Here is a 21,823-nt window from a genome sequence, read left to right as displayed (position 1 = left end):
GTCAGGCCAGGTGGGACGGGTCGCGGCCGAAGACGAACGTGGCGATGTCCAGCTTGGCCACCCCGCCGTCGGCGTCGCGCAGAACGGTGAGGATCTCGCCGTCGTTCATGCCGGAGGTGCCGCGCCACCGGTCGGGGGCCTCGCGCACGAACCGCCACGGCACCGTCGGCACGGTGAGGCAGGTCATCACCACGGCGTCGGTCTCCGCACGGATCTCGTACTCGCGGCCCATCCACCACCAGCGGCCGCACAGCTCGGCGGCCTCGCCCCGGGGCGCGACGGTGGGTCGCCACGGCTGCACCGTCACCGGCTCGGCGTCCAGGACCACGTTCAGCGCGTCCAGGGCGACCCGCTGGATGTGGGTGCCGCGCAGGCCGTACGCGTTGGCGAAGGCGACCACGCCGGTGCGGCTGGGGCGGTGCACGGCCAGCTGCGCCACGTACCCGGGCATCGAGCCGCCGTGTCCCACGAACACCCGTTCGCCGACCCGGTACAGCTGCGGGCCCAGCCCGTGCCCGGCGGTCCAGGTCTCGTCCGCGATGACGACCGGTGCGCACATCTCGTCGAGGGTGTCGCGGGCCAGCACCTCGGGCGCCGGGTCGGCGAGGAAGGCCGCCCACGCCGCCATGTCGGTGACCGTCGACCACAGCTGCCCGGCCGCCGCCATGGCGCCCGCGTCCAGCCGCGGCTCCTCGTGCAGGCTGCCGTGCAGCGGGTGCACGACGTAGCCGCGGGCGAACGGCTCGACCGGCCCGTACGTGGTGCGCTTCATGTTCAGCGGGTCGAGTACCCGCTTGGCCAGCAGGGTCGGCCAGTCCTCACCGGTGACCCGGTGCAGTACGGCGCCGAGCAGCCCGTACGCGAGGTTGGAGTAGTGGTAGCGCCGGAACGGCGGCCCTGCCACCTTCTCGTACGGCAGTTCCTCGAGGAGCTGGTCGACGTCGCCGCCGACGCTGCGTTCCCACCAGGTGCCGTCGGGTTCGCGTTGCAGCCCGGAGACGTGGCCGAGCAGCTGGCGCAGGGTGATGCCGCCGACCGAGGTGCCCGGCAGGTGCCGGTAGAGCAGGTCGTCGAGGGCGAAGAAGCCCTCGTCGCGCAGCTGCATGATCATCATCGCGGTCATCGTCTTGGTGATCGAGCCGATGCGGTACTGGGTCGCCGGGTCGGGCTGCGGCTGCCCGCCCGCGGCGGCGAAGTGCAGCAGCGCCGAGTCGCGGACGATGCCCAGCGCCAGTGACGGCGCCCGCCCCGTGGACTGGGCCTGCGCGGCGATCTCGGTGACACGTCGGGCGGTTTCCGGCAGCAGGGACACGGCATACCTTCCTTGGGGGGATGTTCGGGGGGTGATGCCTCGTGTACAACTGCCCGGCGAGCATATGGCTACGGATTGGCGTGAGCGAGCGCACCGAGCGCAGCGAGGGCCACGAGCGCACGCGCGGCTGGCACGGCGTGAGCGAGCGCACCGAGCGCAGCGAGGGCCACGAGCGCACGCCCGGGTGGATAGCGTTGGGCCGGACGGGCATCGCCGTCCGTGCGCGGCCGTGTCACGATCGTGGAGTGGAAGCTGTGCTGTGGATCGTCCTGGCCATCGCCCTCGCGATCGCCGAGGCGTTCACCGCGACCCTGTTCGTCATCATGTTCGCGGCCGGCGCGCTGGCGGCTGCGGGTGCCGCCGCGCTCGGCGCCCCCGTACTCGTGCAGTCGATCGTGTTCGCGATCGTCTCGGCCCTGTCCATCGGCGCGATCCGTCCGCTGATCGTGCGGCGCCAGAACCCGGCTCTGGACAGCGGTGAGTCGTCGTTCGGGCTGGCGGCCCTGGAGGGCGCTCAGGCGACCGTGCTGGAGCAGGTCGACGCGGACCGCGGCATGATCAAGATCGACGGCGAGCTGTGGCAGGCGCGCTCGTTCGACGGCACGGAGACCTACGAGCCGGGCGACCACGTCCGGGTCGTCCGGGTACGCGGTGCCACCGCGCTGGTCTGGCGCGACGACCTGCCCCATCTCTGAGCTGCTGAGCACCTTCGATAAAGAGAGGCACCATGGATGTTGTGATCGGTCTCCTGGTCATGGTGATCGCGCTGTTCGCGGTCATCACCCTGATCAGGTCCGTGCGAATCGTTCCCCAGCAGCGGATGGACGTGGTGGAGCGCCTGGGCAGGTACAAGCGCACCCTGGCACCCGGCCTGAACCTGCTGGTCCCGTTCATCGACGCGGTCCGCACCAAGGTGGACATGCGCGAGCAGGTGGTCAGCTTCCCGCCGCAGCCGGTCATCACCAGCGACAACCTGGTGGTCTCCATCGACACCGTGCTCTACTTCAAGGTCGTCGACCCGGTCCGGGCCACCTACGAGATCTCGAACTTCCTGCAGGCCATCGAGCAGCTGACGGTCACCACGCTGCGCAACGTCATCGGCTCGCTGGACCTGGAGCGCGCCCTGACCAGCCGCGAGGAGATCAACAAGCACCTGTCCGGGGTGCTCGACGAGACCACCGGCCGCTGGGGCATCAAGGTGACCCGGGTCGAGATCAAGGCGATCGAGCCGCCGCCCAGCATCCGCGACTCCATGGAGAAGCAGATGCGCGCCGAGCGGGACCGCCGCGCCGCGATCCTCAACGCCGAGGGCCACAAGCAGGCGCAGATCCTCACGGCCGAGGGCGAGAAGCAGGCCGCGGTGCTGCGTGCCGACGGTGACCGCCAGGCCCGCATCCTGCAGGCCGAGGGTCAGGCCAAGGCCATCCGTACGGTGTTCGACGCGATCCACCAGGCCAACCCGAGCCAGAAGGTGCTGGCGTACCAGTACCTGCAGTCGCTGCCGCAGATCGCCAACGGTTCGGCGAACAAGGTGTGGATCGTGCCGACCGAGCTGACCAAGGCCCTGGAGGGTCTCGGCGGCGCGCTGGGCGGGCTGGCCAACATGGCCGGGGACGCGCCGTCGGCGGCGGTCGACGCCGGCGCGGTCGAGCGCGAGGCCGCCGCGGCGGCCGAGGCCGCGGCCGCGGAGGCCGAGAAGGTCGACGCCGCCGTACGGGCGGCCGAGGCGCAGGTCTCCGGCGACACCGCCCCCAAGGGCCTGCCCGCCCCGGAGCCGACCCCTCCGGCGCTCGGTGGCCTCGGATTCAACGCCGCGCACCGCCAACCCGACCCGGGGGAACCCGAGCGCGCCTGAGCGGGCACACGCCCGTGACCCGGCGTTCGCGTCCGGCGGTGTCATCGCGGTCATGATGCGTGGCTGACCGGCATCCGCTGCCCGGATGTCGTCTGGATCGAACGGCCCCCGGGACCAGCCCCGGGGGCCGTTCGCGTGCTGGTCCCGTCCTCGGCGTCGGTGATGTCGAGGGCGTGGCTGTCAGTCCGATTTTGGCGGAAATGATCCGTGCGTGCCTGGTTTCTGGAAGGCTGGGCACAGGGATCCGACGGTGCCCCCCGGCCGCTCGGCAGAGCTAGCGGGGAGCCTGCCATGAGCATCAGCCAGCACCACACCGCCAGTGGGCGTCCGCTGAGGGTCGCGCCCGCCTGGGTCGGCGGCGCCCGCCCCGCCACCGACACCGACGACGGCCTGCTGCCCGTCCGCGAGGCCGTCTGGATCTGGTCCGTACGCCGCTACGCCCGGGTCGCCCTGTGGGCGCTGCCGATCGCCGCCGTCCTGTTCGGCTGGTCAACCCTCGGGGCGCAGCCCGGCCCGCTCGCCCTGCGCCTGGTCGCGGGCTGGTTCTCCCTCGTCGCGATGATAGCCCTGGCCGGGCTGCTGGCGGGTTCGCGGGTCCGCCGTCCCGCCCTGGCCGGGCTGCTGGTCGGGCTCGCCGGTGTCGTGCTGTTGCTTCCGACGGTCGCGTTGCCACCGGACACGGCGCCGGCCGGCAGCGCGCTGTCCGCCGACTCGGTGCACACGGTCGCGTTCGTGGGTGCGCTGGTCACCGGCGCGGGCTGGCTGCTGCTCGGCTGGGCGGTGTTCCGGTCGCGGCTGGTCAACCCCGCGGACGGGATCCTGCTCATGCTCGCCGCCGTGTCCGTCGGCGCCGGGACGTACGCGGTCCAGCCGCTGCCCACCGTCGGCGCCCTGCTCATGCTGGCCGCCGGCATGGGCCTCGCCTGGACCGGCAACCGCCTCATCCCCGCAGCCTGACCCCCTCACACCCTCCGCTCCCACCCCGCCTCGCCCAGCCCTGCCGGCCCTCGCCCGCTCCGCCTCCCCGCCCCGCCTCCCCGCCCCGCTCCGCCTCCCCGCCCCGCGTCGCCTCCCCGCCCCCGTCGCCTTCCCGCCTCGTGTCGTCTTTCCGCCTCGCGTCGCCTTCCCGCCCCGCCGCCCATCCACTCCCGCCCTTGCGAACCAACCCCGCACGCAGCCCCAAACCGTTCGGCTGCTCCGGGACCCCGGCGATCTTGGAGTGGGGTGGCCCATGGAGGGGCCGGTAGCTTCCAAGATCTTGGGCTCGGTTGATGTTTCGCGGGAGCGGCGGCGGGTCGGCGGGTAGGTCAGGCGGGGTGGGCTGCGGGGCGGATGGCATGCTCCGGGGGCGGGGCGCGGGCCGTGTGCCGCGCCGGAGGGAGCGTGACATGGCCAAGGTGGTGGCCGACATCTCGATGTCCGTCGACGGGTTCGTGACCGGGCCGGACGTCGACCTCGCCCACGGCCTGGGCCGGGGTGGCGAGGCGCTGCACACCTGGGCGTTCCAGGGGGACCGGGTCGATGCCGAGGTGCTCGCCGAGGCGGTGGACAACACCGGCGTCATCGTGATGGGCCGCCGGCTGTTCGACATCGTGGACAGTCCGTACGGCTGGAACGACGAGGTGGGCTACGGCGCGGACGCCGTCGGCCAGCAGCCCGTCCTGGTCGTGACCCGTACCCCGCCCGACGAGGTACGGCTGGCCGACCGGGTCACGTTCGTCGTGGACGGTGTCGGCAGCGCCGTCAGCAAGGCGTCTGCCCTGGCCGAGGAACGCGACGTGGTGGTGATGGGCGGCGCGGCGGTCATCCGCGGCTGCCTCGACGCCGGGCTGCTCGACGAACTACGCCTGCACGTGGCGCCGGTGCTGCTCGGCGCGGGTACACCGCTGTTCGACGGGGGGGTCGTCCCGCGCGAACTGCGCCAGGTCCGGGTCCGGACCTCCGGCACCGCCACCCATCTCACGTACCGGGTGGGCTGAGCCGCCGATGCCCGACGTGCACCTCGTCACCGACCCGGACGACGAGCGGCTCGGTGACTACCGGGCGCTCACCGACGTCGAGCTGCGGACCCGCTGGGAACCGCCGCACGGCCTGTTCATCGCCGAAGGGGAGCTGGTGCTGCGCCGCGCCCTGCGCGCCGGCTACGCGCCACGCTCCTATCTGGTCGACGCCAAACGCGTGGACCAGCTCGACGACCTGCCGCCCGGCGCACCCGTGTACGCGGCCAGCCCCGACGTCCTGGAACGCGCCACCGGCTTCCACGTGCACCGCGGTGTGCTCGCCTCGTTCCACCGGCTGCCGCTGCGGGATGCGGGTGAGGTGCTGGCCGCCGCGCGCCGGGTGGCGATCCTGGAGGACGTCAACAACCACACCAACATCGGCGCGGTCTTCCGCGGTGCGGCGGCGCTGGGCATCGACGCGGTGCTGCTCTCACCCTCGTGCGCCGACCCGCTCTACCGGCGCAGCGTACGGGTCAGCATGGGCGAGGTGTTCGCCGTTCCGTACGCGCGGCTGGAGCCGTGGCCGGACGGCCTGGATCAGGTGCGGGCGGCCGGTTTCGCGGTGCTGGCGCTGACCCCCGACCCGCAGGCCGTACCGTTGCAGCACCTCACCGCCGCGCAGCGCGCCCGTGCCGCGCTGGTGCTCGGCGCCGAAGGGCCGGGCCTGTCGCGGCACGCCCTCGCGGGCAGCGACGTACGGGTGCGCATCCCGATGCGGCGCGGCGTGGACTCGCTCAACGTCGCGGCCGCGGCAGCGGTCGCGTTCTGGGAGCTGGGCCGCGACGACGAGCCGGCCCACGGGTGAGCGGCGGACAGCTCCAGACCGCGCGCCCGTCCGAGGGCTTCGACGACCCCACCGTGCCGGCGGGCCCGCTGCGGCGCTCGGTGCTGTACCGGCTGCCGAATCCTCACTCCTGACCGGCCGCCACGCGGGGAGATCCGGCGACCGCGAGAATGGGGGCCATGAGCGTCGAGCTGCCCGTCCCGCCCCTCGCCGAGCTTCGGCGTCGCCGCAGCGCCAAGTGGCGGACACACCCGCCGGATGTGCTGCCGCTGACCGTCGCCGAGCTTGACTTCGGGCTCGCCCCGCCGGTCGCCGACGTGCTGCGGGACGCGGTCGAGGCGTCCGACACCGGATACTCCGTGCAGGACTCCACGCTGGGTACGGCGCTGGCGGGGTTCGCGGCGCGGCGCTGGGGATGGAACGTCGATCCCGGAGCGGTCTGCGCCGTACCGGACGTCGGGGTCGGGGTCGTGGAGGTGCTGCGGACCCTCGCCGGGCCGGGCGACGCGGTCGTGGTCAGCCCGCCGGTGTACCCGCCGTTCTTCGACTGGGTGCCCGAGGCCGGTGCGCGGGTCCACGAGGTGCCGCTGGCCCGCGACGACGATGGCAGCTACCGGCTGGACCTGCCCGCGCTGGAACGGGCGTTCGCGACCGGCCCCGCCGCGTACGTGCTGTGCAACCCGCACAACCCGGTCGGGCGGGTGCACACCCCGGACGAGCTGGCCGCGCTGGTCCGCCTCGCGCAGGTCCACAGTGTCCCGATCGTCAGCGACGAGATCCACGCGCCGCTGGTGCTGCCGGGCGCGACGTTCACGCCGTTGCTGAGCGTGCCCGGCGCCGCCGACGTCGCGGTCAGCGTGGTGTCGGCCAGCAAGGCGTTCAACCTGGCCGGTCTCAAGTGCGCCGCCGTGGTGACCGCGTCACCCGCGACCGCCGGGCTGGTGCGGCGCTTCCCGGCGGACGCCCGCTGGCGCACCGGCCACTTCGGAATGCTGGCGACGATCGCCGCGTACACCGCGGGTGAACCGTGGCTGGACCGGCTCCTCGCCACCCTCGATGCGCGCCGCACCCGGCTCGGTGAGCTGCTGGCCGAGCGGCTGCCGCAGCTGCGCTGGCGACCCCCCGAGGCGACGTACCTGGCCTGGCTCGACTGCGCGGCCCTGGGCGAGGGCGACGCGCCGCGCGAGCTGTTCCTCACCCGTGGGCGGATCGCGCTGGAGCCGGGTACCCGCTTCGGCGCGCCGGGCAGCGGATACGTGCGGCTCAACTTCGGGACGAGCGCGGAGATCCTGGACGAGGGCACCGCGCGGATGGCGGCGGCGCTCGCGGGGTAGCGGCCACGGCCGGCCCGCCCGGCGGGTGGGCGCGTTCCGACGCGTGCGTGGCGTTGGCCGAGTCCCCGGACCCTGGCCGCGGGGCGGTCGCGGGCGCCCCCGCGACGGCAGTACGGTTGTCCTGTTCGCGTGGTCCGGCGGCTTCGTGGTGGTACGGCGTCTCGGGGGTGTGCAGGTGTCGATGATCGGTTCCGGTTCGGGCTCCGACCAGCCGCACCTGATGGCGCTGCTGCGCGCCATCCGGGCGCGCATGGGCGGCACCGACGCGACCGGTGAGACCGATCCGGCCGCACCCACGGGCGCCGGTTCCGCCGGCTCAGCGCCGTCCGGTGGGCTGGCCGGTCCGGCCGTGGCCCCGCGCCCGAGCGCCTCGGCGGGCGCAGCGGGCGCGGCGGGCGCAGCGGGCGCGGCGGGCGCAGCGGGCGCAGCGGGCGCGGCGGGCGCCGGAGGCGGCCCAGCGGCGAGTGGCCCCGGTGCGGGTGGCGCTGTGGGCGCCAGTGCCGCAGGGACACGTGGTCTGAGTGGTGCCTTTGGCGCCGCCGGGACCGGTGGGACGACCGCACCGGACACCATGCCGGGGCCGGTGCATCCGGACTGGTTCGTGACGGGCGCCCGGGTCGGCGCAGCACAGCCGGGCCTGCCCGGTTCGGCTTCGACCGCGCTGCCGGCTGCGCCGGGGCCGGGCGCGGTCGCGTTGCCTGGTGCGCAGGGTGTGGGTGCGGTGGGCTCCGGCGCGGTCGCGTTGCCGGGTGCGCCGGGGGCGGGTGCGCCGGGGCCGGGCGCCGTCGCGTTGCCGGGCGTGCCGGGGTCGGGCGCCGTCGCGTTGCCCAGCGCCCCCGCGTTGCCGGCTCTGCCCGGTTCAGGCACGGCCCAGCCACCGGCTCTGCCACCGGGATCGAGCACGCCGACGGGCCCGACCTCATCGCAAACGCCGCCCCTGCCAGGGGTTCCGTCACTGCCCGCCGGCACCGCACCCGTCGACCCCGCGGGGGTCCGTGCAATGGCCGGCCTGCAACCCATCGGCCGCCCGTTCGCGAGCCCACCGCCCCCGCCGTCACCCGAACCGGCACCGGCCAACCCGGTCGCGCCCAGCCCGGGCGGGGCCGAGGCGGAGACGCCGCCACTCCAGGTCGGTACGGCGCCGGTCGTCGTGCCGCCGGGCCGTACCGCCGCGGCTTCCCTCCTCGACGGGATGGACCCGGCCGACCAGGCCGCGCTGCGCGAGGTGCAGCGGCTGCTCGACACCAGCCTGAGCGGGGCCGGGGGCGCGCCGGAGGTGGCGACCCGGCTGCAGGCCGCGTTGCGGCAGGCAGCGCCGGAGCTGCTGGCCACGCTGCCCGGCGGTCCGCTGAGCCAGCGCGACCAGATCGCCCAGGCCCTGACCTGGCTGGTACGCCACCTCGACGATCCGCCGGCCCTGGTGGCCGGGTGCACCGAGCTGGGTTCGGCGCTGGCCCGCAGCGGCGTGCCCCTGCCGCCGACGCAGCTCGTGGGCGCGGCGCTCGCCGAGGCGATGCGGGCGGGCCTGGCCGGAGCCTGGCGGCAGGACCTCGACCAGGCCTGGCGCGGCACCTGGCAACACGCCCACGACTGGATCGCGCACGGCATGGCCGCGTCCGGGTACGCGCCGATGACGTGGCGGGCCGTCGTGGTGGAGCACGAGCTGCGCCGTCCCGACCTGGCGGTGCTGCGGGTCCGGCCGTACCTGCCGATGCCGTACCGGCCGGGGCAGTTCGCCCGCATCGAGGTGGCCGAACTGCCGGGGGTGTGGCGGCCGTACTCGCTGTCCGGGGCGCCGCGCCGGGACACCGTCGTGGAGCTGCACGTACGGGCGAAGACGCACGCCGGGGTCAGCGGAACGCTGGTGCACCGCACGGGCCCCGGTGACCACATCCGCCTCGCCCCCGCCGAGGGCGCAATGTGTGTGCCCGCGGACAACCGCAGCGACCTGCTGCTGGTGGCCGGTGACACCGGCGTCGCGCCGCTCAAGGCGCTGCTGATCGAGCTGGCCGCGACGAACGACCCGCGCGAGGCGGTGCTGTTCTGGGGCGCCCGTACGCTCGCCGAGCTGTACGACATCGACGAGATCACCGAGATCGCCCACTCCTGCCGGCGCGCCACCGTGGTCCCGGTCATCTCGGAGGGCGACCCCGGCCCGTACGCGTCGGGGCTGGTCACCGACGCGATCGCGGCGTACGGCGAGTGGTCGCGGCACGAGGTCTTCCTGGCCGGGCCGCCGACCATGCTCGGCGCGACCACCGAGGCCCTGCTCCAGCTAGGGGTGGCCCCGGAACGGATCCATCACGACGCGCCCGAGTAGGCGTCCGCCAGCGCCTTGGCGTACACGGGCGGCACGAACGTCGGCCCGCCCGGCGTCAGCACGTCCTCGCGCGACGCGCTGGCCCACGCGGTGTCCGGCACGGCGGCGCGCAGCGCGGTGACCACGGGTGCGTCGCGCCAGCGCGGGTCCTCGGCCAGCATGCCGAGCGCGACCAGGGACTCCTCCACCTCGCCCACGCACTCGAACGGCTTGTGCGCGTCGATGCCGAGCAGCTCGCTGAAGCCGGGCACCTGGGCGGTGTCGGTCAGCATGTCGTGGCCGAAGATCCCGCCGATTCGGTCCGGGCTCATCGCGGGCGCCATGGCCAGGTAGACGAACCGGCACTTGGGGCAGTCGCCGCACCAGCGGGCCGTCCGGTCGTGCAGCTTGAACGCCTTGTTGCAGCTGGTCACGACCGCGTCGTAGCGGGTGTGCCGGGCGAACAGCTGGGCGATGTGCAGCTCCGACAGCGAGCGCAGCAGCGAGAAGTACGGCTCGGTGAGCCCGGCGTGCGCGGTCACCGCGGCGCGCAGCAGGCCCTCGGCCTCGACGCCCTTGGACCACTGGTGGTTGACCTCGTGGCCGTTCCACACCAGGTTCGGGTCGGAGGCGGAACGCTCGTTGGACATCACCACGGGGCCGAGGCCGTGCAGCGCGGCGGTGGCGATCGCGATCAGCGAGTTGATCGCGGTGACCGGGATGTGGCCGTTGAGGGCGCCGGCCTTGTTGAGCTCGAACAGGTGCGGGTCGAGGCGGCGCCGAGCGGCCAGCGCGGGCAGGCCGGAGGCGGCGTTCACGTCGACGATCACCGGGTTGGGGTTGACAGAGAACGGGACCGGGTCGAGCCCGGCCGCGCGCAGGATCTCCAGCGTGACGATGGAGTCCTTGCCGCCGCCGACCGCCGACAGGGGGCGCCCCTCGGCGTTGTCCACGGGCGCCGCGGCCCGGCTGGTGCCGGGCACCTCGACGGTCAGGTCGAGGACGTGCGGCAGGTCGTTGCGGTACGCGTACTCGGCGAGGCCGTGGGTGTAGACGGCCGTGAACAGCGCCGCCGCCTCGGCCGGTACGGGCGCCGGCGCCACCACCCGGGGCGGGGCGCCGACCTTGTAGTAGCTCACCCCGGCCACCACGTGCAGCAGGTCCAGCACCCGGCGCACCGTGGCCAGGGTCGCGGCCGACGGCGGCGCGGCCGGTACGGGCAGCTCGATCGTCTCGGTGAAGCGCAGCGGCGACGGCCCGTCGAGCAGGTAGTCGAACGTGACCACGCCCGTGCCGGGATCGAAGGCGTACGAGGGGAACCGCATGACCTCGAATTGCGCGTGCACCCAGAAGCTCCCGTCGTCGTCCCGGCGAGCCATACTAGTGCGACTCGACAAAGGGAGACGACGTTGCGCCTGGCAGACCTCACCGGCCGTTCCGTCGCTGTCTGGGGCACCGGCCGGGAGGGCCGGGCGGCCGTCCGGGCGGTCGCGGCGCACCGGCCGGCGCGGTTGATCGCCGTCGACGACAGCGCGGACTACCTGTCCGTGCCGTGGGAGGGCGAGCTGGCGGCCCTGGCCCCGCTGGCGGGGGGCGAGCACGCGTTCGCCGCGCTGGCCGCGGCCGACGTCGTGGTCCGCTCGCCCGGAGTGCCCTCGACCCACAAGTGGATGGGCGAGCTGCGTGCGCGGGGCATCACGATCACCGGCGGCAGCGCGCTGTGGCTGGCCGACCACGCCGCCCGGACGGTCGGGGTGACCGGCAGCAAGGGCAAGAGCACCACCGCCAGCCTGATCAGCCACCTGCTGGCCGCCGCCGGGCGTCCCAACGTCCTCGGCGGCAACATCGGGGTGCCGCTGCTCGACCTGCCCGACGCCGAGCTGTACGTGCTGGAGCTGTCCAGCTACCAGTGCGCGGATCTGACCGACTCGCCGCGGGTGGCCGTGGTGACCGCGCTGTTCCCGGAGCACCTGGACGCGCACGGCGGCGAGCGCGAGTACTACCGGGACAAGCTCAACCTGCTCCGGCACGGCCCCCAGCTGATCGTGGTCAACGGCGCCGACGAGCGCCTCGCGGGCGAGGTGCGCGGCATCTCCGACCTCAACGGGTGGCCGCCGGTCGAGGCCGCCGGGCCGGACTCGCGCTTCCGGATCGGCCCGGACGACTTCGTGTACGCCAGCGACACCCGGCTGTTCCCGCGGTCGGCGCTGCGGCTGCGGGGCGGGCACAACGAGCGCAATCTCTGCGTCGCGCTGGCCGTGCTCGACGGAATGGGCGTGGACGTGGTGGATCTGCGCAGCGTGCTGGAGAAGGCGCTGGCCGCGTTCGAGGGGCTGCCGCACCGGCTGGCGGAGATCGAGGACCCGTCGGGTCTGACGTTCGTCGACGACACGTTGTCGACCAGCCCGTACTCGGCGATGCACGCGATCGACGCGTACGAGGGGCGGCCGTTGACCGTCCTGGTCGGCGGCACGGACCGGGGGCTGGACTACGGGCCGCTGCGGGAGCACCTGCGGGGGCGGGAGATCACCGTGATCGGGCTGCCGGACAGCGGCCCGCGGATCCTGTCGGCGCTGGCGGGGCTGCCGGGGGTGCGTACCCAGAACGCCGAGGATCTGCCCGCGGCGGTGCGCCTGGCGCGCGAGGTGACCCCGGCCGGGGGAGTGGTGCTGCTGTCCCCGGCGGCGCCGAGCTACGGCCGTTTCCGCAATTTCGAGCACCGTTCCGAGGTCTTCGCGGAGGCCATCCGCGCCACCGCCTGACCACGCCGTCGCCCCGTCACGCCCGCCGGTGATCCGGCGGGCGTTTTTTTGCCCACGATTGTCGGGACGGGCAATTTTTTCGTCATGCGAGGACGGGCCGCAGAGGGTTTCCGGCGGAAGTCGGCGGTGAACCGCGGGTTTCCGCCGCCCTCGGAAATCATCCGAACAGTGGATCGGTAGGCGTCCATCAGGCGTCGCTGGCGGGCCAAAAGGACGACGGATAAATACCTGCAAAAGCGACTTTGTGACGGCGGACACGCCGATTCGTCCATATCGGGATCGACGCGCGTCAACCGGTGTCGCCGTAACAGGGATTCACGAGCTCCGCTCTCGTAACGGTTTGAAAACTTCGCCCATGGTCTTGACAGGAGGGGGTCCGCAGTAAGAACTTTTACCGCGACAGTTAACACTCCTTGCTGAAAGGGCGGCCGATGGTGGAGCCAGAGGTGGACGGCATGTCGTCGACCGCGGTCGTCGATTCCCCCGAGCGCGACGCGAAGCCTGCGGTCGACGCGTCCAGCGGCGCGCTGGTCCGGGTCCGCTCGATGCTGCCGGAGTTCACGGGTGCCCTGCAGCGGGTCGCGGAGCAGGTCCTCGCCGACCCGGCCGCCGCCTCCCGCGCGACCATCGTCGAGCTCGCCGAGCGCAGCGGCACCTCCCCGGCCACGGTCACCCGGTTCTGCCGGGCCCTGGGCTTCGAGGGCTACGCCGACCTGCGCCTGGGCATCGCCGCCGAGACCGGCCGGGCCCGCTCGGCCGGCTGGACGGTCGACATCGGCCGCGAGATCCAGCCCGGCGACCCGCTGGAGCGCGTCCTGCAGCACATCATGGCCGCGGACACCCAGGCCATGCACGACACCGCCACGCTGCTCGACCTCGCCGAGGTGGAGCGCGCCGCGGTCGCCGTCGCCGCCGCGGGCCGGGTCAACATCTTCGGCGCCAGCGGCAGCGCGCTGGTCGGCCACGAGATGCAGTTCAGCCTGCACCGCATCGGCGTACCCGTCTGGGCCTGGACCGATGTGCACAACGGCCTGGCCAGCGCCGCCCTGTCGCGGCCCGGCGACGTCGCGCTCGGCATCTCGCACTCCGGCGAGACCGGCGAGACCATCGAGCTGCTGGCCGAGGCCAGCAGCCGGGGCGCCACCACGATCGCGCTGACCAGTTTCCCGCGCTCCCCACTGGCGGAACTGGCCGACATCGTGCTGGTCACCGCCACCCAGGCGACCACGTTCCGGCCCGACGCGCTGTCGGCGCGCCACCCCCAACTGGTCGTCCTCGACCTGCTCTACGTCGCGGTCGCGCAGCGAACCCACGAACGTTCGCATGCCGCGTTCCAGCGCACCGCACAGGCCGTCCACGGTCACAAGGCCGCCAAGGACGGGCATTCGCCATGAACGAACCCCACCCCATAAAGCACCGCCCCCACCCCACCTCAGACCACAGACATCCCTCAAGGAGGACAGCGTGAAGCGCACCATCGCGGTCACCGCAGCGCTTGCCGCGACGCTGCTCGGAGCCGCCGCCTGCGGCGGTTCGAGCGACAAGGACGAGGCCACCACCACCGCGACCGGCGCGGTCAACGGCGCCGGCAAGACCGTCAAGGTCTGGCTCATGGTCGACGCCGAGTCCGCGTGGAAGAACGTCGTCGAGGACGCCAACAAGCGGTTCACCGCGGCGACCGGCGCCCAGGTCAACGTCGAGTACCAGCAGTGGGCCAACCACCTGACCAAGCTCGACGCCACGCTGGCCGGCGCCGACGTGCCCGACGTGGTGGAACTCGGCAACACCGAGTTCTCCAAGTACGTCTTCAACGGCGGCTTCACCGCGCTGAACAAGGGCGACTTCGAGAACTCCGGCACCTGGCTGTCCGGCCTGTCCGGCGCGTGCGAGCTGGACGGCAAGACCTACTGCGTGCCGTACTACGCGGGCGCCCGGGTGCTGATCTACCGCACGGACCTGTTCAAGAAGGCCGGCATCACCGCGCCGCCCGCCACGTACGCGGAGCTGCTCTCCGACGCGGACAAGCTGGCCGCCGCCAACAAGTCCGACGCGAAGTTCGGCGCGTTCTACATGCCGACCTACTGGTACGCCGCGATGAGCTTCGTCAAGGCGACCGGCGGCGAGATCGCTGTGAAGAACGGCGACAAGTGGCAGGGCCAGCTGTCCCAGCCCGCCGCCGTGCAGGGCCTGCAGCGCTGGGCCGACCTGGTGAAGAAGTACTCGCAGGCCGACCCGGCCAAGGACGAGAACGACCAGGCCGCGCTGTTCGCCCAGGGCCACGCCGCGATGTTCATGGGCAACACCTGGGAGAAGGGCGCCGCGGAGCAGGTAAAGAAGGACCCGAACGACCCGAACTCCGCCATGGTCAACACCAAGGTGTACGGCAAGCTGGCCACCGCGCCGATGCCGGAGACCCCGTCGTTCCTCGGCGGCTCCAACCTCGGCGTCACCGAGAAGAGCCAGAACAAGCAGCTGGCCGCCCAGTGGATCAAGTACTTCACGGACAGCCAGTCGATGCAGGGCCTGATCGCGAAGGGCGTGCTGCCCAACTCGACCGCGCTGCTCGACAAGGCCGCCGCCCAGCCGGGCAGCGAGGCCGCCGCGGCCGCCGCGAAGACCAGCTGGTTCACCCCGAACGCCGAGAAGTGGGCGGACGTGGAGAAGGCCACCGTCCTGCAGCAGATGCTGCGCGACATCACCACCGGCAAGAAGTCCGTCCAGGACGCGGCCGCGTGGGCCGACCAGCAGATCAACACGATCCTCAACGAGGGCTGACGCCCGGTGCCGCCCGTCCGGGGGGACCGGGCGGGCGGCACACCACCAGACGAGACGAGCGGAAAGGAGCAGCACGATGCACGCCGTCGACTCCCCGACGACCGACCCGGTGATGACGCCGTCCGACATCATCGCGCCGCCCGCGGTCACGCGCACCCGCCGCCGCTCGGCGGACTCGCGTACGCCGTGGCTGCTGGCGCTGCCCACCCTGCTGGTGCTGCTCGGCCTGCTCGGTTACCCGCTGTACCGCATGGTCGTGCTGTCGTTCCAGAACATGCGGCTGCGCGAGCTGATCACCGGCCGGACCCCGCCGTGGGTCGGCGTCGACCAGTACACAAAGGTGCTCACCGACCCGGTCTTCTGGACCGTGGTCCGCCGTACCGTTGTCTTCACCGCGGTGTCGGTGGTGATCTCCGTCGTGCTCGGACTCGCGATCGCGCTGCTGATGCGCCGGGTGCACCGCCGGGTCCGGCTGTTCATGATCGTCGCGATGATGTTCGTCTGGGCGATGCCCCAGCTGGTCGCCGCGCAGATCTTCAAGTGGATGACCGACGCCGACTTCGGCGTCCTGAACTACCTCATCGACAAGCTGCCCGGCGTGGATTTCCAGAACCACAGCTGGTTCCTGTCGCCGACGCAGGGCTGGATCGTCATCACCACCCTGGTGGTCTGGGCCGGCATCCCGTTCCTGGCGATCACGCTGAACGCGGGTCTCACCCAGGTGCCCAAGGAGCTGCTGGAAGCGGCCACGGTGGACGGTGCGAACGCCTGGCAGGCGCTGCGCGGCATCACGCTGCCGATCCTGCGGCCGCTGCTCATCATCGTCACGACGCTGTCGGTGATCTGGAACTTCGGCCTGTTCACCCAGCCCTGGGTGCTGCGCGACAGCAAGGTCGAGGCGGAATACCAGACCCTTGCCACGTACGCGTTCACCCAGGCGTTCGGCCGCTCCAACTACAGCCTCGGCTCGGCGATCTCTGTCATCACGGTCCTGCTGATGCTCGGCGTCATGGCGTTCTACATCCGGCAGATGTTCAAGATCGGAGAGGTGGACTGATGGTCGCCGCCGCACCCACCACCCGCGCGCGCCGGGTACGCAAGAGGCATGCCGACGACGACGCGGTGCTGACCGTCGGCCGCAGCCGGACCGGCACGCTGCTGGCGAACTTCGCCGGCATCCTGTTCTCGATCGTGATGATCTTCCCGGTGTACTGGGTGATCAATACGGCGTTCAAGCCCGGCCCCGAGGTTCTTCAGCTCACGCCGTCCTTTGTGCCCGAACACCCGACGCTGGACAACTTCACCTCCGCCTTCAAGGCGCCGCTGTTCCTGCAGGATCTGCTGAACGGGCTCATCGTCACAGTGTTCGCGGTGCTCGGCGCGCTCGTCGTCGGGTTCCTGGCCGCACTGGCGATCGCCCGGTTCAAGTTCCACGGCCGCCGCGGCATCATCCTGGTCGTGCTGGCGGTGCAGCTCGTACCGTTCCTGGCGCTGCTGATCCCGCTGTTTCTGATGCTGCAGAAGGCGAACTTGACGAACAGCCTCGTCGGTGTGAGCATCACGTACCTTGTGTTGATCCTGCCGTACACGGTGTGGACGCTGCGCGGCTTCATCGCCGCGATCCCCAAGGAGCTGGACGAGGCCGCGCTCATCGACGGGTGCAGCCGGTTCCAGACGTTCTGGCGCATCATCCTGCCGCTGACCGGTCCCGGTCTCGTGGCGACCTCGGTCTACGGCTTCATTCAGGCGTGGAACGAGTTCATCATCATCAACACCCTGAACAGTCCGGAGAAGCAGAACCTGATGGCCTGGTTGCTGCAGAACCAGACGAACCGCGGTACCGCCTGGGGCCCCCTCATGGCCGGTGCGATCATCACCTCCCTTCCGGTGGTGGTCTTTTTCCTCATCATCCAGCGCAACATCGCCGCCGGTCTCACCGCCGGCGCCGTCAAGGGCTGACCAGCCAGAGCACCATCAGCAATTTCGAGGAGAAGCCGATGACCGAGATAACTCCCGCCACCCCCGGGGTCGACCGCCGTACGCTGCTGCAGCGCGCCGCCGCTGTCGGGCTCATGGCCGCCCCCGCGGCCGGGCTGCTCAGCGCCTGCGTCGGTGGTTCCGACGACACGCAGAAGCAGGCAGAGGGCACCAAGAGCGCGGACAACCCGCTGGGCCTGGACCCGAAGGCGCCCGTCGAGATCGTCATCTTCGACGGCGGCCTGGGCACCAAGTACGCCACCGATGTGGACACTCCGCTCTACAACAAGAAGTGGCCGGACTCGAAGGTGACGTACTCCGCCACCCAGGAGATCTCGACCGTCGTGCAGCCCCGGATCAACGCGGGCGACTCGCCCGACATGATCAACAACTCGGGCTCGAAGCTGATGGACATGGGCGCGCTCGTCGCGGCCGGCCAGGCCCAGGACCTCACCGAGCTGTTCGCGGCGCCGTCGCTGGACATCGCCGGTAAGACGGTCAAGGACACGCTGGTGCCGGGCACCATCGAGCAGGGCACGTTCGACGGCAAGCCGTACGCGCTGAACTACGCGTACACGGTCTTCGGGCTGTGGCACAACGCGAAGCTGTTCCAGAAGAACGGCTGGACCGCGCCGAAGACCTGGGCCGAGTTCACCGCGCTCTGCGACAAGATCAAGGCCGCCGGCATCACGCCGTACGGCTACGCGGGCGCCAACGCGTCGTACTACCAGTACCTGGTGATCCTCACCAGCGCCGCGAAGATCGGCGGCCCGGACATCCTGAAGAACATCGACAACCTGGAGGACGGCGCCTGGACGGCAGAGCCCGTCAAGCAGGCCGCCGCCGCGTGGGCCGAGATCGGCGCCAAGTACACGAACAAGTCCTTCCTCGGCCTCAAGCACACAGAGGTTCAGCTGCAGCAGGACCAGGACAAGGTGGCGTTCTACCCCTCCGGCTCCTGGCTGGAGAACGAGCAGGCCGCCGACACCCCGGCCAGCTTCCAGTACGCCGTCTCCCCGGTGCCCAGCGTCACCTCCTCGGACAAGCTGCCGCAGACCGCGATCTACGCCTCCGCGGGCGAGATCTACTTCGTCTCGTCCAAGGGCAAGAACCCGCGTGGCGGCATGGAGTACCTGCGCACGATGCTGAGCAAGGAGGCCGCGATCGGCTTCACCAAGCTCACCAAGACGCTGACCGTGGTGCAGGGCGCCACCGACGGCATGACCATCTCGCCCGGTCTGACCAGCGGTAACGACATGCTCAAGGCGGCCGGCCAGGACGTCTTCAGCTACCGCTTCGACACCTGGTACAAGAAGCTCGACGACGAGGCGCGCGCCGCGACCAACGAGCTGATGTTCCAGGGTGGCACCGCGGACAAGTTCTGCCAGCGCATGCAGAAGGTCGCCGACGCCGTCAAGGCCGACTCGTCCATCCAGAAGTTCAAGCGCTGATCGGACCGGAGAGGACGGAGAGCGCCATGCGGCACGGCAAGTATCCCTTCATCATCGGCTTCCTTGCCGTGCCCGTGGCGCTCTACGTCACTTTCGTGGTCGCGGCGTACATCCAGACCTTCCAGCTGTCGCTGACCAGCTGGTCCGGTCTGGGCCCGATCAAGTACATCGGCCTGGACAACTTCACGAAGCTGTGGCACGACGACCTCTTCTGGAGTTCGCTGCGGCACAATCTCGTGCTGCTGATCCTGCTGCCGCTGATCACGATCCTCATCGCGCTGGTCTTCGCGTTCCTGCTGAACGTGGGCGGCGGCGCCCGCGGCGGGGTCCAGCGCGGCGTGTGGGGCTCGAAGTTCTACCGGGTCATCTTCTTCTTCCCGCAGCTGCTGGCCCTCGCCATCATCGCGGTGATCTTCGGCCGGGTCTTCTCGCCGGACGAGAGCGGCCTGCTCAACGGTCTGCTGCCGGGCGAGCCGCTGCTCTGGCTGGCGGACAAGCGTTTCGCCCTGGCCTGCATCCTCGCGGTGCTGGTCTGGCAGGCCATCGGCTTCTACGTGGTGCTGTTCTCGGCGGGCATGGGCTCCATCCCGAACGAGATCTACGAGGCCGCCGCGCTGGACGGCGCCACCCGGCTCACGCTGTTCTTCCGGGTCACCGTCCCGCTGCTGTGGAGCACCATCCAGGTCGCCTGGGTCTACCTGGGCATCGCCGCCTTCGACGCGTTCGCGCTGGTCAACATCATGAGTGTGGACCGGGGCGGCCCGGACGGCGCCACCTCTGTGCTCAGCCTGATGATCTACCGCAACGCCTTCGAGTACTCGCAGGCCGGATACGCCTCCGCGCTCGGCGTGGTGCTGTTCTTCCTGACCTTGACCTTCGCCGCGTTGACCCTGCGGGTCACCCGCCGCGAGTCCGTGGAAATGTGAGAGAGACGGGAGCGCGGCGATGACCAACGCCACCAGCACCAAACCCCCTGCGCCCACCCACCGGGCCGAGTCCGGCACCGGAAAGGCGCCCAGCGCGAAGAAGGAGATCCGCGCGCTCAGCGGCCTCGCCCACATCTCCCTCGTGGTGTGGGCGCTGGCCACCGCGGGACCGCTGATCTGGGTGGTCCTGGCGTCCTTCAAGAGCAACACAGAGATCTTCCTGGGCAAGCCGTTCGCGCTGCCCGAGCACTTCTCGTTCGACACGTACGCGAACGCGTGGACCGAAGCGCACGTCGGGCGGTACTTCCTCAACAGCGTCTTCGTGGTGCTGCTGAGCACCGCGGGCACGATGCTGTTCGGCTCGATGGCCGCGTACGTGCTGGCCCGGTACCGGTTCTTCGGCAACCGGTTCATCTACTACATGTTCGTCTCGGGGCTCGCGTTCCCGACGTTCATGGCGCTGGTGCCGCTGTTCTTCATCCTCAAGGGCCTGGGCCTGATCAACACGTTCACCGGGCTGATCCTGGTCTACATCGCGTACTCGCTGCCGTTCACGGTGTTCTTCCTGGCCGCGTTCTTCAAGACGCTGCCGAACGAGATCGCCGAAGCGGCCACGATGGACGGTGCCTCGCACACCCGGCAGTTCTTCCAGATCATGCTGCCGATGGCCAGGTCCGGACTGGTCAGCATCACCATCTTCAACATCGTCGGCCAGTGGAACCAGTACCTGCTACCCGTGGTGATCATGCAAGGGGCCGGTGCGGATTCCAAGTGGGTGCTCACCCAGGGCATCGCCAACATCAGTACGTCCGCCGGATACCACGCGGAGTGGTCGACCCTGTTCGCGGCGCTCACCCTGGCGATCCTGCCGATGATCGTCATGTACGCGATTTTCCAGCGCCAGATCCAGGCCGGCCTGACTGCGGGCGCGGTGAAGTAGGGGCGCCCAAATGTCGGACTTCACGAGCCTGCCGGTGAGGTGGTCTTGCTCTCCTCAAGAAGGCTCACCGGTGCGCCGAACACAGGCACGTGACCGACGAGACTGCCGCCCCCGCCCTGCCCGCGACGCCCTCCGCCGCCGAGGCTGCGTGTCCCCGTCCGTCGCAGGACATGACGCTGTCGGGCAAGCTCCTGCCGCCCCTGTGGCTGGTCTGGGGGTTCGCCGCGCTGGTGTCGCTGCTCAGCACCGATCACGCCACGGCGCGACTGTGGCTGGCTGTCCCCGGCGTCACCGCGCTGGCGGTGGCCGTCGCGATGTTCGTGATCAAGTTGCACCGGCTGCCCGTGTTCCTGGTGCGCATCACCGTGGTCATGGCCGTCGGGAACCTTCTCCTGACCGGCCTGGGCGGCCGCGATAACCGGCTCATGGTGATCGTCGGATACTCGATGCTGCTGATGTGGGTCGGGTTCTCGCTCGACCGGCGTGACCTGGTCGCCACCTCGGTGCTCGCCACGATGGGCATCGGCATTCCGCTGTTCCTGTCCGAGACCCCGGTGCACGCCGCCGCACTGACCATCGTGTCGTGGATGTCGGTGACCGCCATCGGCATGACCATGCACGTGCTGCGCGGCTGGCTGGATGCCGCCAGCGCCGCGTCCGTCGCGTCCGAGCAGCGCGCCGCCGAGGCGCAGGCCCAGGCGGCCGCCGACCGGGAAAGGGCCGACCGGGAGCGGATCGCCGCCACCGACGCGGAACTGTCCCAGCGGCAGCGGATCCAGCAGCAGATCGCCGACAAGGGCGCCGTGCTGGCCGAGGCGGCCGAGCAGGTCCGCCGCGAGACCGCGGCGGTCGCCACCGCCAGCGACGAGATGTCGCAGGCCATCGAGGAGCTGACCCGGACCGCGCACCTCACCGAGGAGATCACCGGTACGGTGGCGACCAAGGCCGGCAACGCCTCGGAGCTCATGCGTGCCCTGGAGAAGTCCAGCGAGCAGATCATGGCGGCCTCCGACGTCATCCACGGCGTGGCAGAACAGACCAACCTGCTGGCCCTCAACGCCACGATCGAGGCGGCGCGGGCCGGGGAGGCGGGGCGCGGCTTCGCGGTCGTCGCCGGTGAGGTCAAGGACCTCGCCCACCAGTCCGGCGGCAACGCCGAGACCATCGCCCGCACCCTCGGCGAGGTGCAGGCCCAGGTGGCGGCCGCGGTGGAACGGGTCTCGGAGATCACCGCGAGCGTGGGCGACCTGTCCTCGCACAACACGGCGTTGGCCGCCGCGCTCGAACAGCAGTCGACGTCGGTCCGGCAGATCGCGATGAGCGTGCAGGAGGCGGCGGGTCAGGTCGGCCGGATCACCGACGAGGTGCACGTCCTGGAGCGGCTGTCCCGCACCTCGGCGTAGGCATC

At 71.3% G+C, this 21,823-nt stretch carries 18 protein-coding genes; 16 read left to right on the top strand and 2 right to left on the bottom strand.

Annotated features, from left to right (window positions below):
* Position 1: 1 nt before the first annotated feature.
* The gene (locus ACMCNN_RS20175) at positions 2 to 1,312 is read right to left on the bottom strand and encodes a serine hydrolase domain-containing protein (protein ID WP_412742074.1); all 1,311 of its coding nucleotides are present in this window, start codon (positions 1,310 to 1,312) and stop codon (positions 2 to 4) included.
* A gap of 245 nt (positions 1,313 to 1,557) precedes the next feature.
* Between ACMCNN_RS20175 and ACMCNN_RS20170 the strand changes: the two genes are divergently transcribed.
* From ACMCNN_RS20170 to ACMCNN_RS20140, 7 genes are all read left to right on the top strand, one after another.
* Positions 1,558 to 2,007, top strand: coding sequence for an NfeD family protein (locus ACMCNN_RS20170; protein WP_412747220.1), 450 nt, complete (start codon positions 1,558 to 1,560; stop codon positions 2,005 to 2,007).
* 32 nt (positions 2,008 to 2,039) lie between these two features.
* The gene (locus ACMCNN_RS20165; RefSeq protein WP_412742073.1) at positions 2,040 to 3,167 is read left to right on the top strand and encodes an SPFH domain-containing protein; all 1,128 of its coding nucleotides are present in this window, start codon (positions 2,040 to 2,042) and stop codon (positions 3,165 to 3,167) included.
* Positions 3,168 to 3,458: 291 nt separating this feature from the next.
* The gene (locus ACMCNN_RS20160; protein ID WP_412742072.1) at positions 3,459 to 4,124 is read left to right on the top strand and encodes a hypothetical protein; all 666 of its coding nucleotides are present in this window, start codon (positions 3,459 to 3,461) and stop codon (positions 4,122 to 4,124) included.
* Positions 4,125 to 4,555: 431 nt separating this feature from the next.
* The gene (locus ACMCNN_RS20155; protein WP_412742071.1) at positions 4,556 to 5,146 is read left to right on the top strand and encodes a dihydrofolate reductase family protein; all 591 of its coding nucleotides are present in this window, start codon (positions 4,556 to 4,558) and stop codon (positions 5,144 to 5,146) included.
* 7 nt (positions 5,147 to 5,153) lie between these two features.
* Positions 5,154 to 5,972, top strand: a complete 819-nt coding sequence (locus ACMCNN_RS20150) for a TrmH family RNA methyltransferase (RefSeq protein WP_412742070.1) — start codon at positions 5,154 to 5,156, stop codon at positions 5,970 to 5,972.
* Positions 5,973 to 6,130: 158 nt separating this feature from the next.
* Positions 6,131 to 7,285 (top strand): MalY/PatB family protein, encoded by a 1,155-nt coding sequence (locus ACMCNN_RS20145; RefSeq protein ID WP_412742069.1) that lies wholly within the window; start codon positions 6,131 to 6,133, stop codon positions 7,283 to 7,285.
* A gap of 181 nt (positions 7,286 to 7,466) precedes the next feature.
* Entirely contained in the window at positions 7,467 to 9,605 is a 2,139-nt protein-coding gene (locus ACMCNN_RS20140; RefSeq protein WP_412747219.1) for a flavohemoprotein, read from the top strand.
* On the opposite strand, the gene ACMCNN_RS20135 is transcribed toward ACMCNN_RS20140, so the two are convergent.
* Positions 9,587 to 10,909, bottom strand: a complete 1,323-nt coding sequence (locus ACMCNN_RS20135) for a hypothetical protein (protein ID WP_412747218.1) — start codon at positions 10,907 to 10,909, stop codon at positions 9,587 to 9,589. The genes ACMCNN_RS20140 and ACMCNN_RS20135 overlap by 19 nt on opposite strands.
* Positions 10,910 to 10,993: 84 nt before the next feature.
* On the opposite strand from ACMCNN_RS20135, the gene murD reads away from it, so the two are divergent.
* The 9 genes from murD to ACMCNN_RS20090 all read left to right on the top strand — a co-directional run bounded on the left by murD (position 10,994) and on the right by ACMCNN_RS20090 (position 21,818).
* On the top strand, positions 10,994 to 12,346 hold the full coding sequence (gene murD, locus ACMCNN_RS20130) for a UDP-N-acetylmuramoyl-L-alanine--D-glutamate ligase (protein WP_412742068.1): 1,353 nt from the start codon (positions 10,994 to 10,996) through the stop codon (positions 12,344 to 12,346).
* 431 nt (positions 12,347 to 12,777) lie between these two features.
* Entirely contained in the window at positions 12,778 to 13,740 is a 963-nt protein-coding gene (locus tag ACMCNN_RS20125; protein WP_412742067.1) for a MurR/RpiR family transcriptional regulator, read from the top strand.
* Between the two features lie 70 nt (positions 13,741 to 13,810).
* The gene (locus ACMCNN_RS20120) at positions 13,811 to 15,121 is read left to right on the top strand and encodes an extracellular solute-binding protein (protein WP_412742066.1); all 1,311 of its coding nucleotides are present in this window, start codon (positions 13,811 to 13,813) and stop codon (positions 15,119 to 15,121) included.
* A 76-nt stretch (positions 15,122 to 15,197) separates the two neighbouring features.
* Entirely contained in the window at positions 15,198 to 16,178 is a 981-nt protein-coding gene (locus ACMCNN_RS20115) for a carbohydrate ABC transporter permease (protein ID WP_412742065.1), read from the top strand.
* A complete protein-coding gene (locus ACMCNN_RS20110; protein WP_412742064.1) occupies positions 16,178 to 17,080 on the top strand; it encodes a carbohydrate ABC transporter permease in 903 nt (300 codons plus the stop codon). The genes ACMCNN_RS20115 and ACMCNN_RS20110 overlap by 1 nt, the downstream gene beginning before the upstream one ends.
* Before the next feature lie 38 nt (positions 17,081 to 17,118).
* Positions 17,119 to 18,549 carry an N-acetylglucosamine/diacetylchitobiose ABC transporter substrate-binding protein gene (gene ngcE, locus ACMCNN_RS20105; protein ID WP_412742063.1) on the top strand — a complete coding sequence of 477 codons (1,431 nt, stop codon included), beginning with the start codon at positions 17,119 to 17,121 and terminating at the stop codon, positions 18,547 to 18,549.
* Between the two features lie 26 nt (positions 18,550 to 18,575).
* Positions 18,576 to 19,475: a carbohydrate ABC transporter permease gene (locus ACMCNN_RS20100; protein WP_412742062.1), complete on the top strand. Its 900-nt coding sequence runs from the start codon at positions 18,576 to 18,578 to the stop codon at positions 19,473 to 19,475.
* 19 nt (positions 19,476 to 19,494) lie between these two features.
* A complete protein-coding gene (locus tag ACMCNN_RS20095; RefSeq protein ID WP_412742061.1) occupies positions 19,495 to 20,415 on the top strand; it encodes a carbohydrate ABC transporter permease in 921 nt (306 codons plus the stop codon).
* 89 nt (positions 20,416 to 20,504) lie between these two features.
* Positions 20,505 to 21,818: a methyl-accepting chemotaxis protein gene (locus ACMCNN_RS20090; RefSeq protein WP_412742060.1), complete on the top strand. Its 1,314-nt coding sequence runs from the start codon at positions 20,505 to 20,507 to the stop codon at positions 21,816 to 21,818.
* The last annotated feature ends 5 nt before the right edge of the window (positions 21,819 to 21,823 follow it).

Origin of the sequence: Krasilnikovia sp. MM14-A1004, assembly GCF_047159485.1 — a bacterium.
Lineage (GTDB): Bacteria > Actinomycetota > Actinomycetes > Mycobacteriales > Micromonosporaceae > Actinoplanes.
The sequence above is the reverse complement of the archived record's forward strand: the minus strand, read 5'-3'. Positions and strand labels throughout refer to the sequence as shown.

What these genes read in the sequence shown, in the direction of transcription:
- ACMCNN_RS20140 (WP_412747219.1), top strand. Translation starts at nt 7,467, where the DNA reads ATGATCGGTTCCGGTTCGGGCTCCGACCAGCCGCACCTGATGGCGCTG.
- ACMCNN_RS20150 (WP_412742070.1), top strand. Translation starts at nt 5,154, where the DNA reads ATGCCCGACGTGCACCTCGTCACCGACCCGGACGACGAGCGGCTCGGT.
- ACMCNN_RS20160 (WP_412742072.1), top strand. Translation starts at nt 3,459, where the DNA reads ATGAGCATCAGCCAGCACCACACCGCCAGTGGGCGTCCGCTGAGGGTC.
- ACMCNN_RS20095 (WP_412742061.1), top strand. Translation starts at nt 19,495, where the DNA reads ATGACCAACGCCACCAGCACCAAACCCCCTGCGCCCACCCACCGGGCC.
- ACMCNN_RS20115 (WP_412742065.1), top strand. Translation starts at nt 15,198, where the DNA reads ATGCACGCCGTCGACTCCCCGACGACCGACCCGGTGATGACGCCGTCC.
- ACMCNN_RS20165 (WP_412742073.1), top strand. Translation starts at nt 2,040, where the DNA reads ATGGATGTTGTGATCGGTCTCCTGGTCATGGTGATCGCGCTGTTCGCG.
- ACMCNN_RS20100 (WP_412742062.1), top strand. Translation starts at nt 18,576, where the DNA reads ATGCGGCACGGCAAGTATCCCTTCATCATCGGCTTCCTTGCCGTGCCC.
- ACMCNN_RS20155 (WP_412742071.1), top strand. Translation starts at nt 4,556, where the DNA reads ATGGCCAAGGTGGTGGCCGACATCTCGATGTCCGTCGACGGGTTCGTG.
- ACMCNN_RS20125 (WP_412742067.1), top strand. Translation starts at nt 12,778, where the DNA reads ATGGTGGAGCCAGAGGTGGACGGCATGTCGTCGACCGCGGTCGTCGAT.
- ACMCNN_RS20145 (WP_412742069.1), top strand. Translation starts at nt 6,131, where the DNA reads ATGAGCGTCGAGCTGCCCGTCCCGCCCCTCGCCGAGCTTCGGCGTCGC.
- ngcE (WP_412742063.1), top strand. Translation starts at nt 17,119, where the DNA reads ATGACCGAGATAACTCCCGCCACCCCCGGGGTCGACCGCCGTACGCTG.
- ACMCNN_RS20135 (WP_412747218.1), bottom strand. Translation starts at nt 10,909, where the DNA reads ATGCGGTTCCCCTCGTACGCCTTCGATCCCGGCACGGGCGTGGTCACG.
- ACMCNN_RS20110 (WP_412742064.1), top strand. Translation starts at nt 16,178, where the DNA reads ATGGTCGCCGCCGCACCCACCACCCGCGCGCGCCGGGTACGCAAGAGG.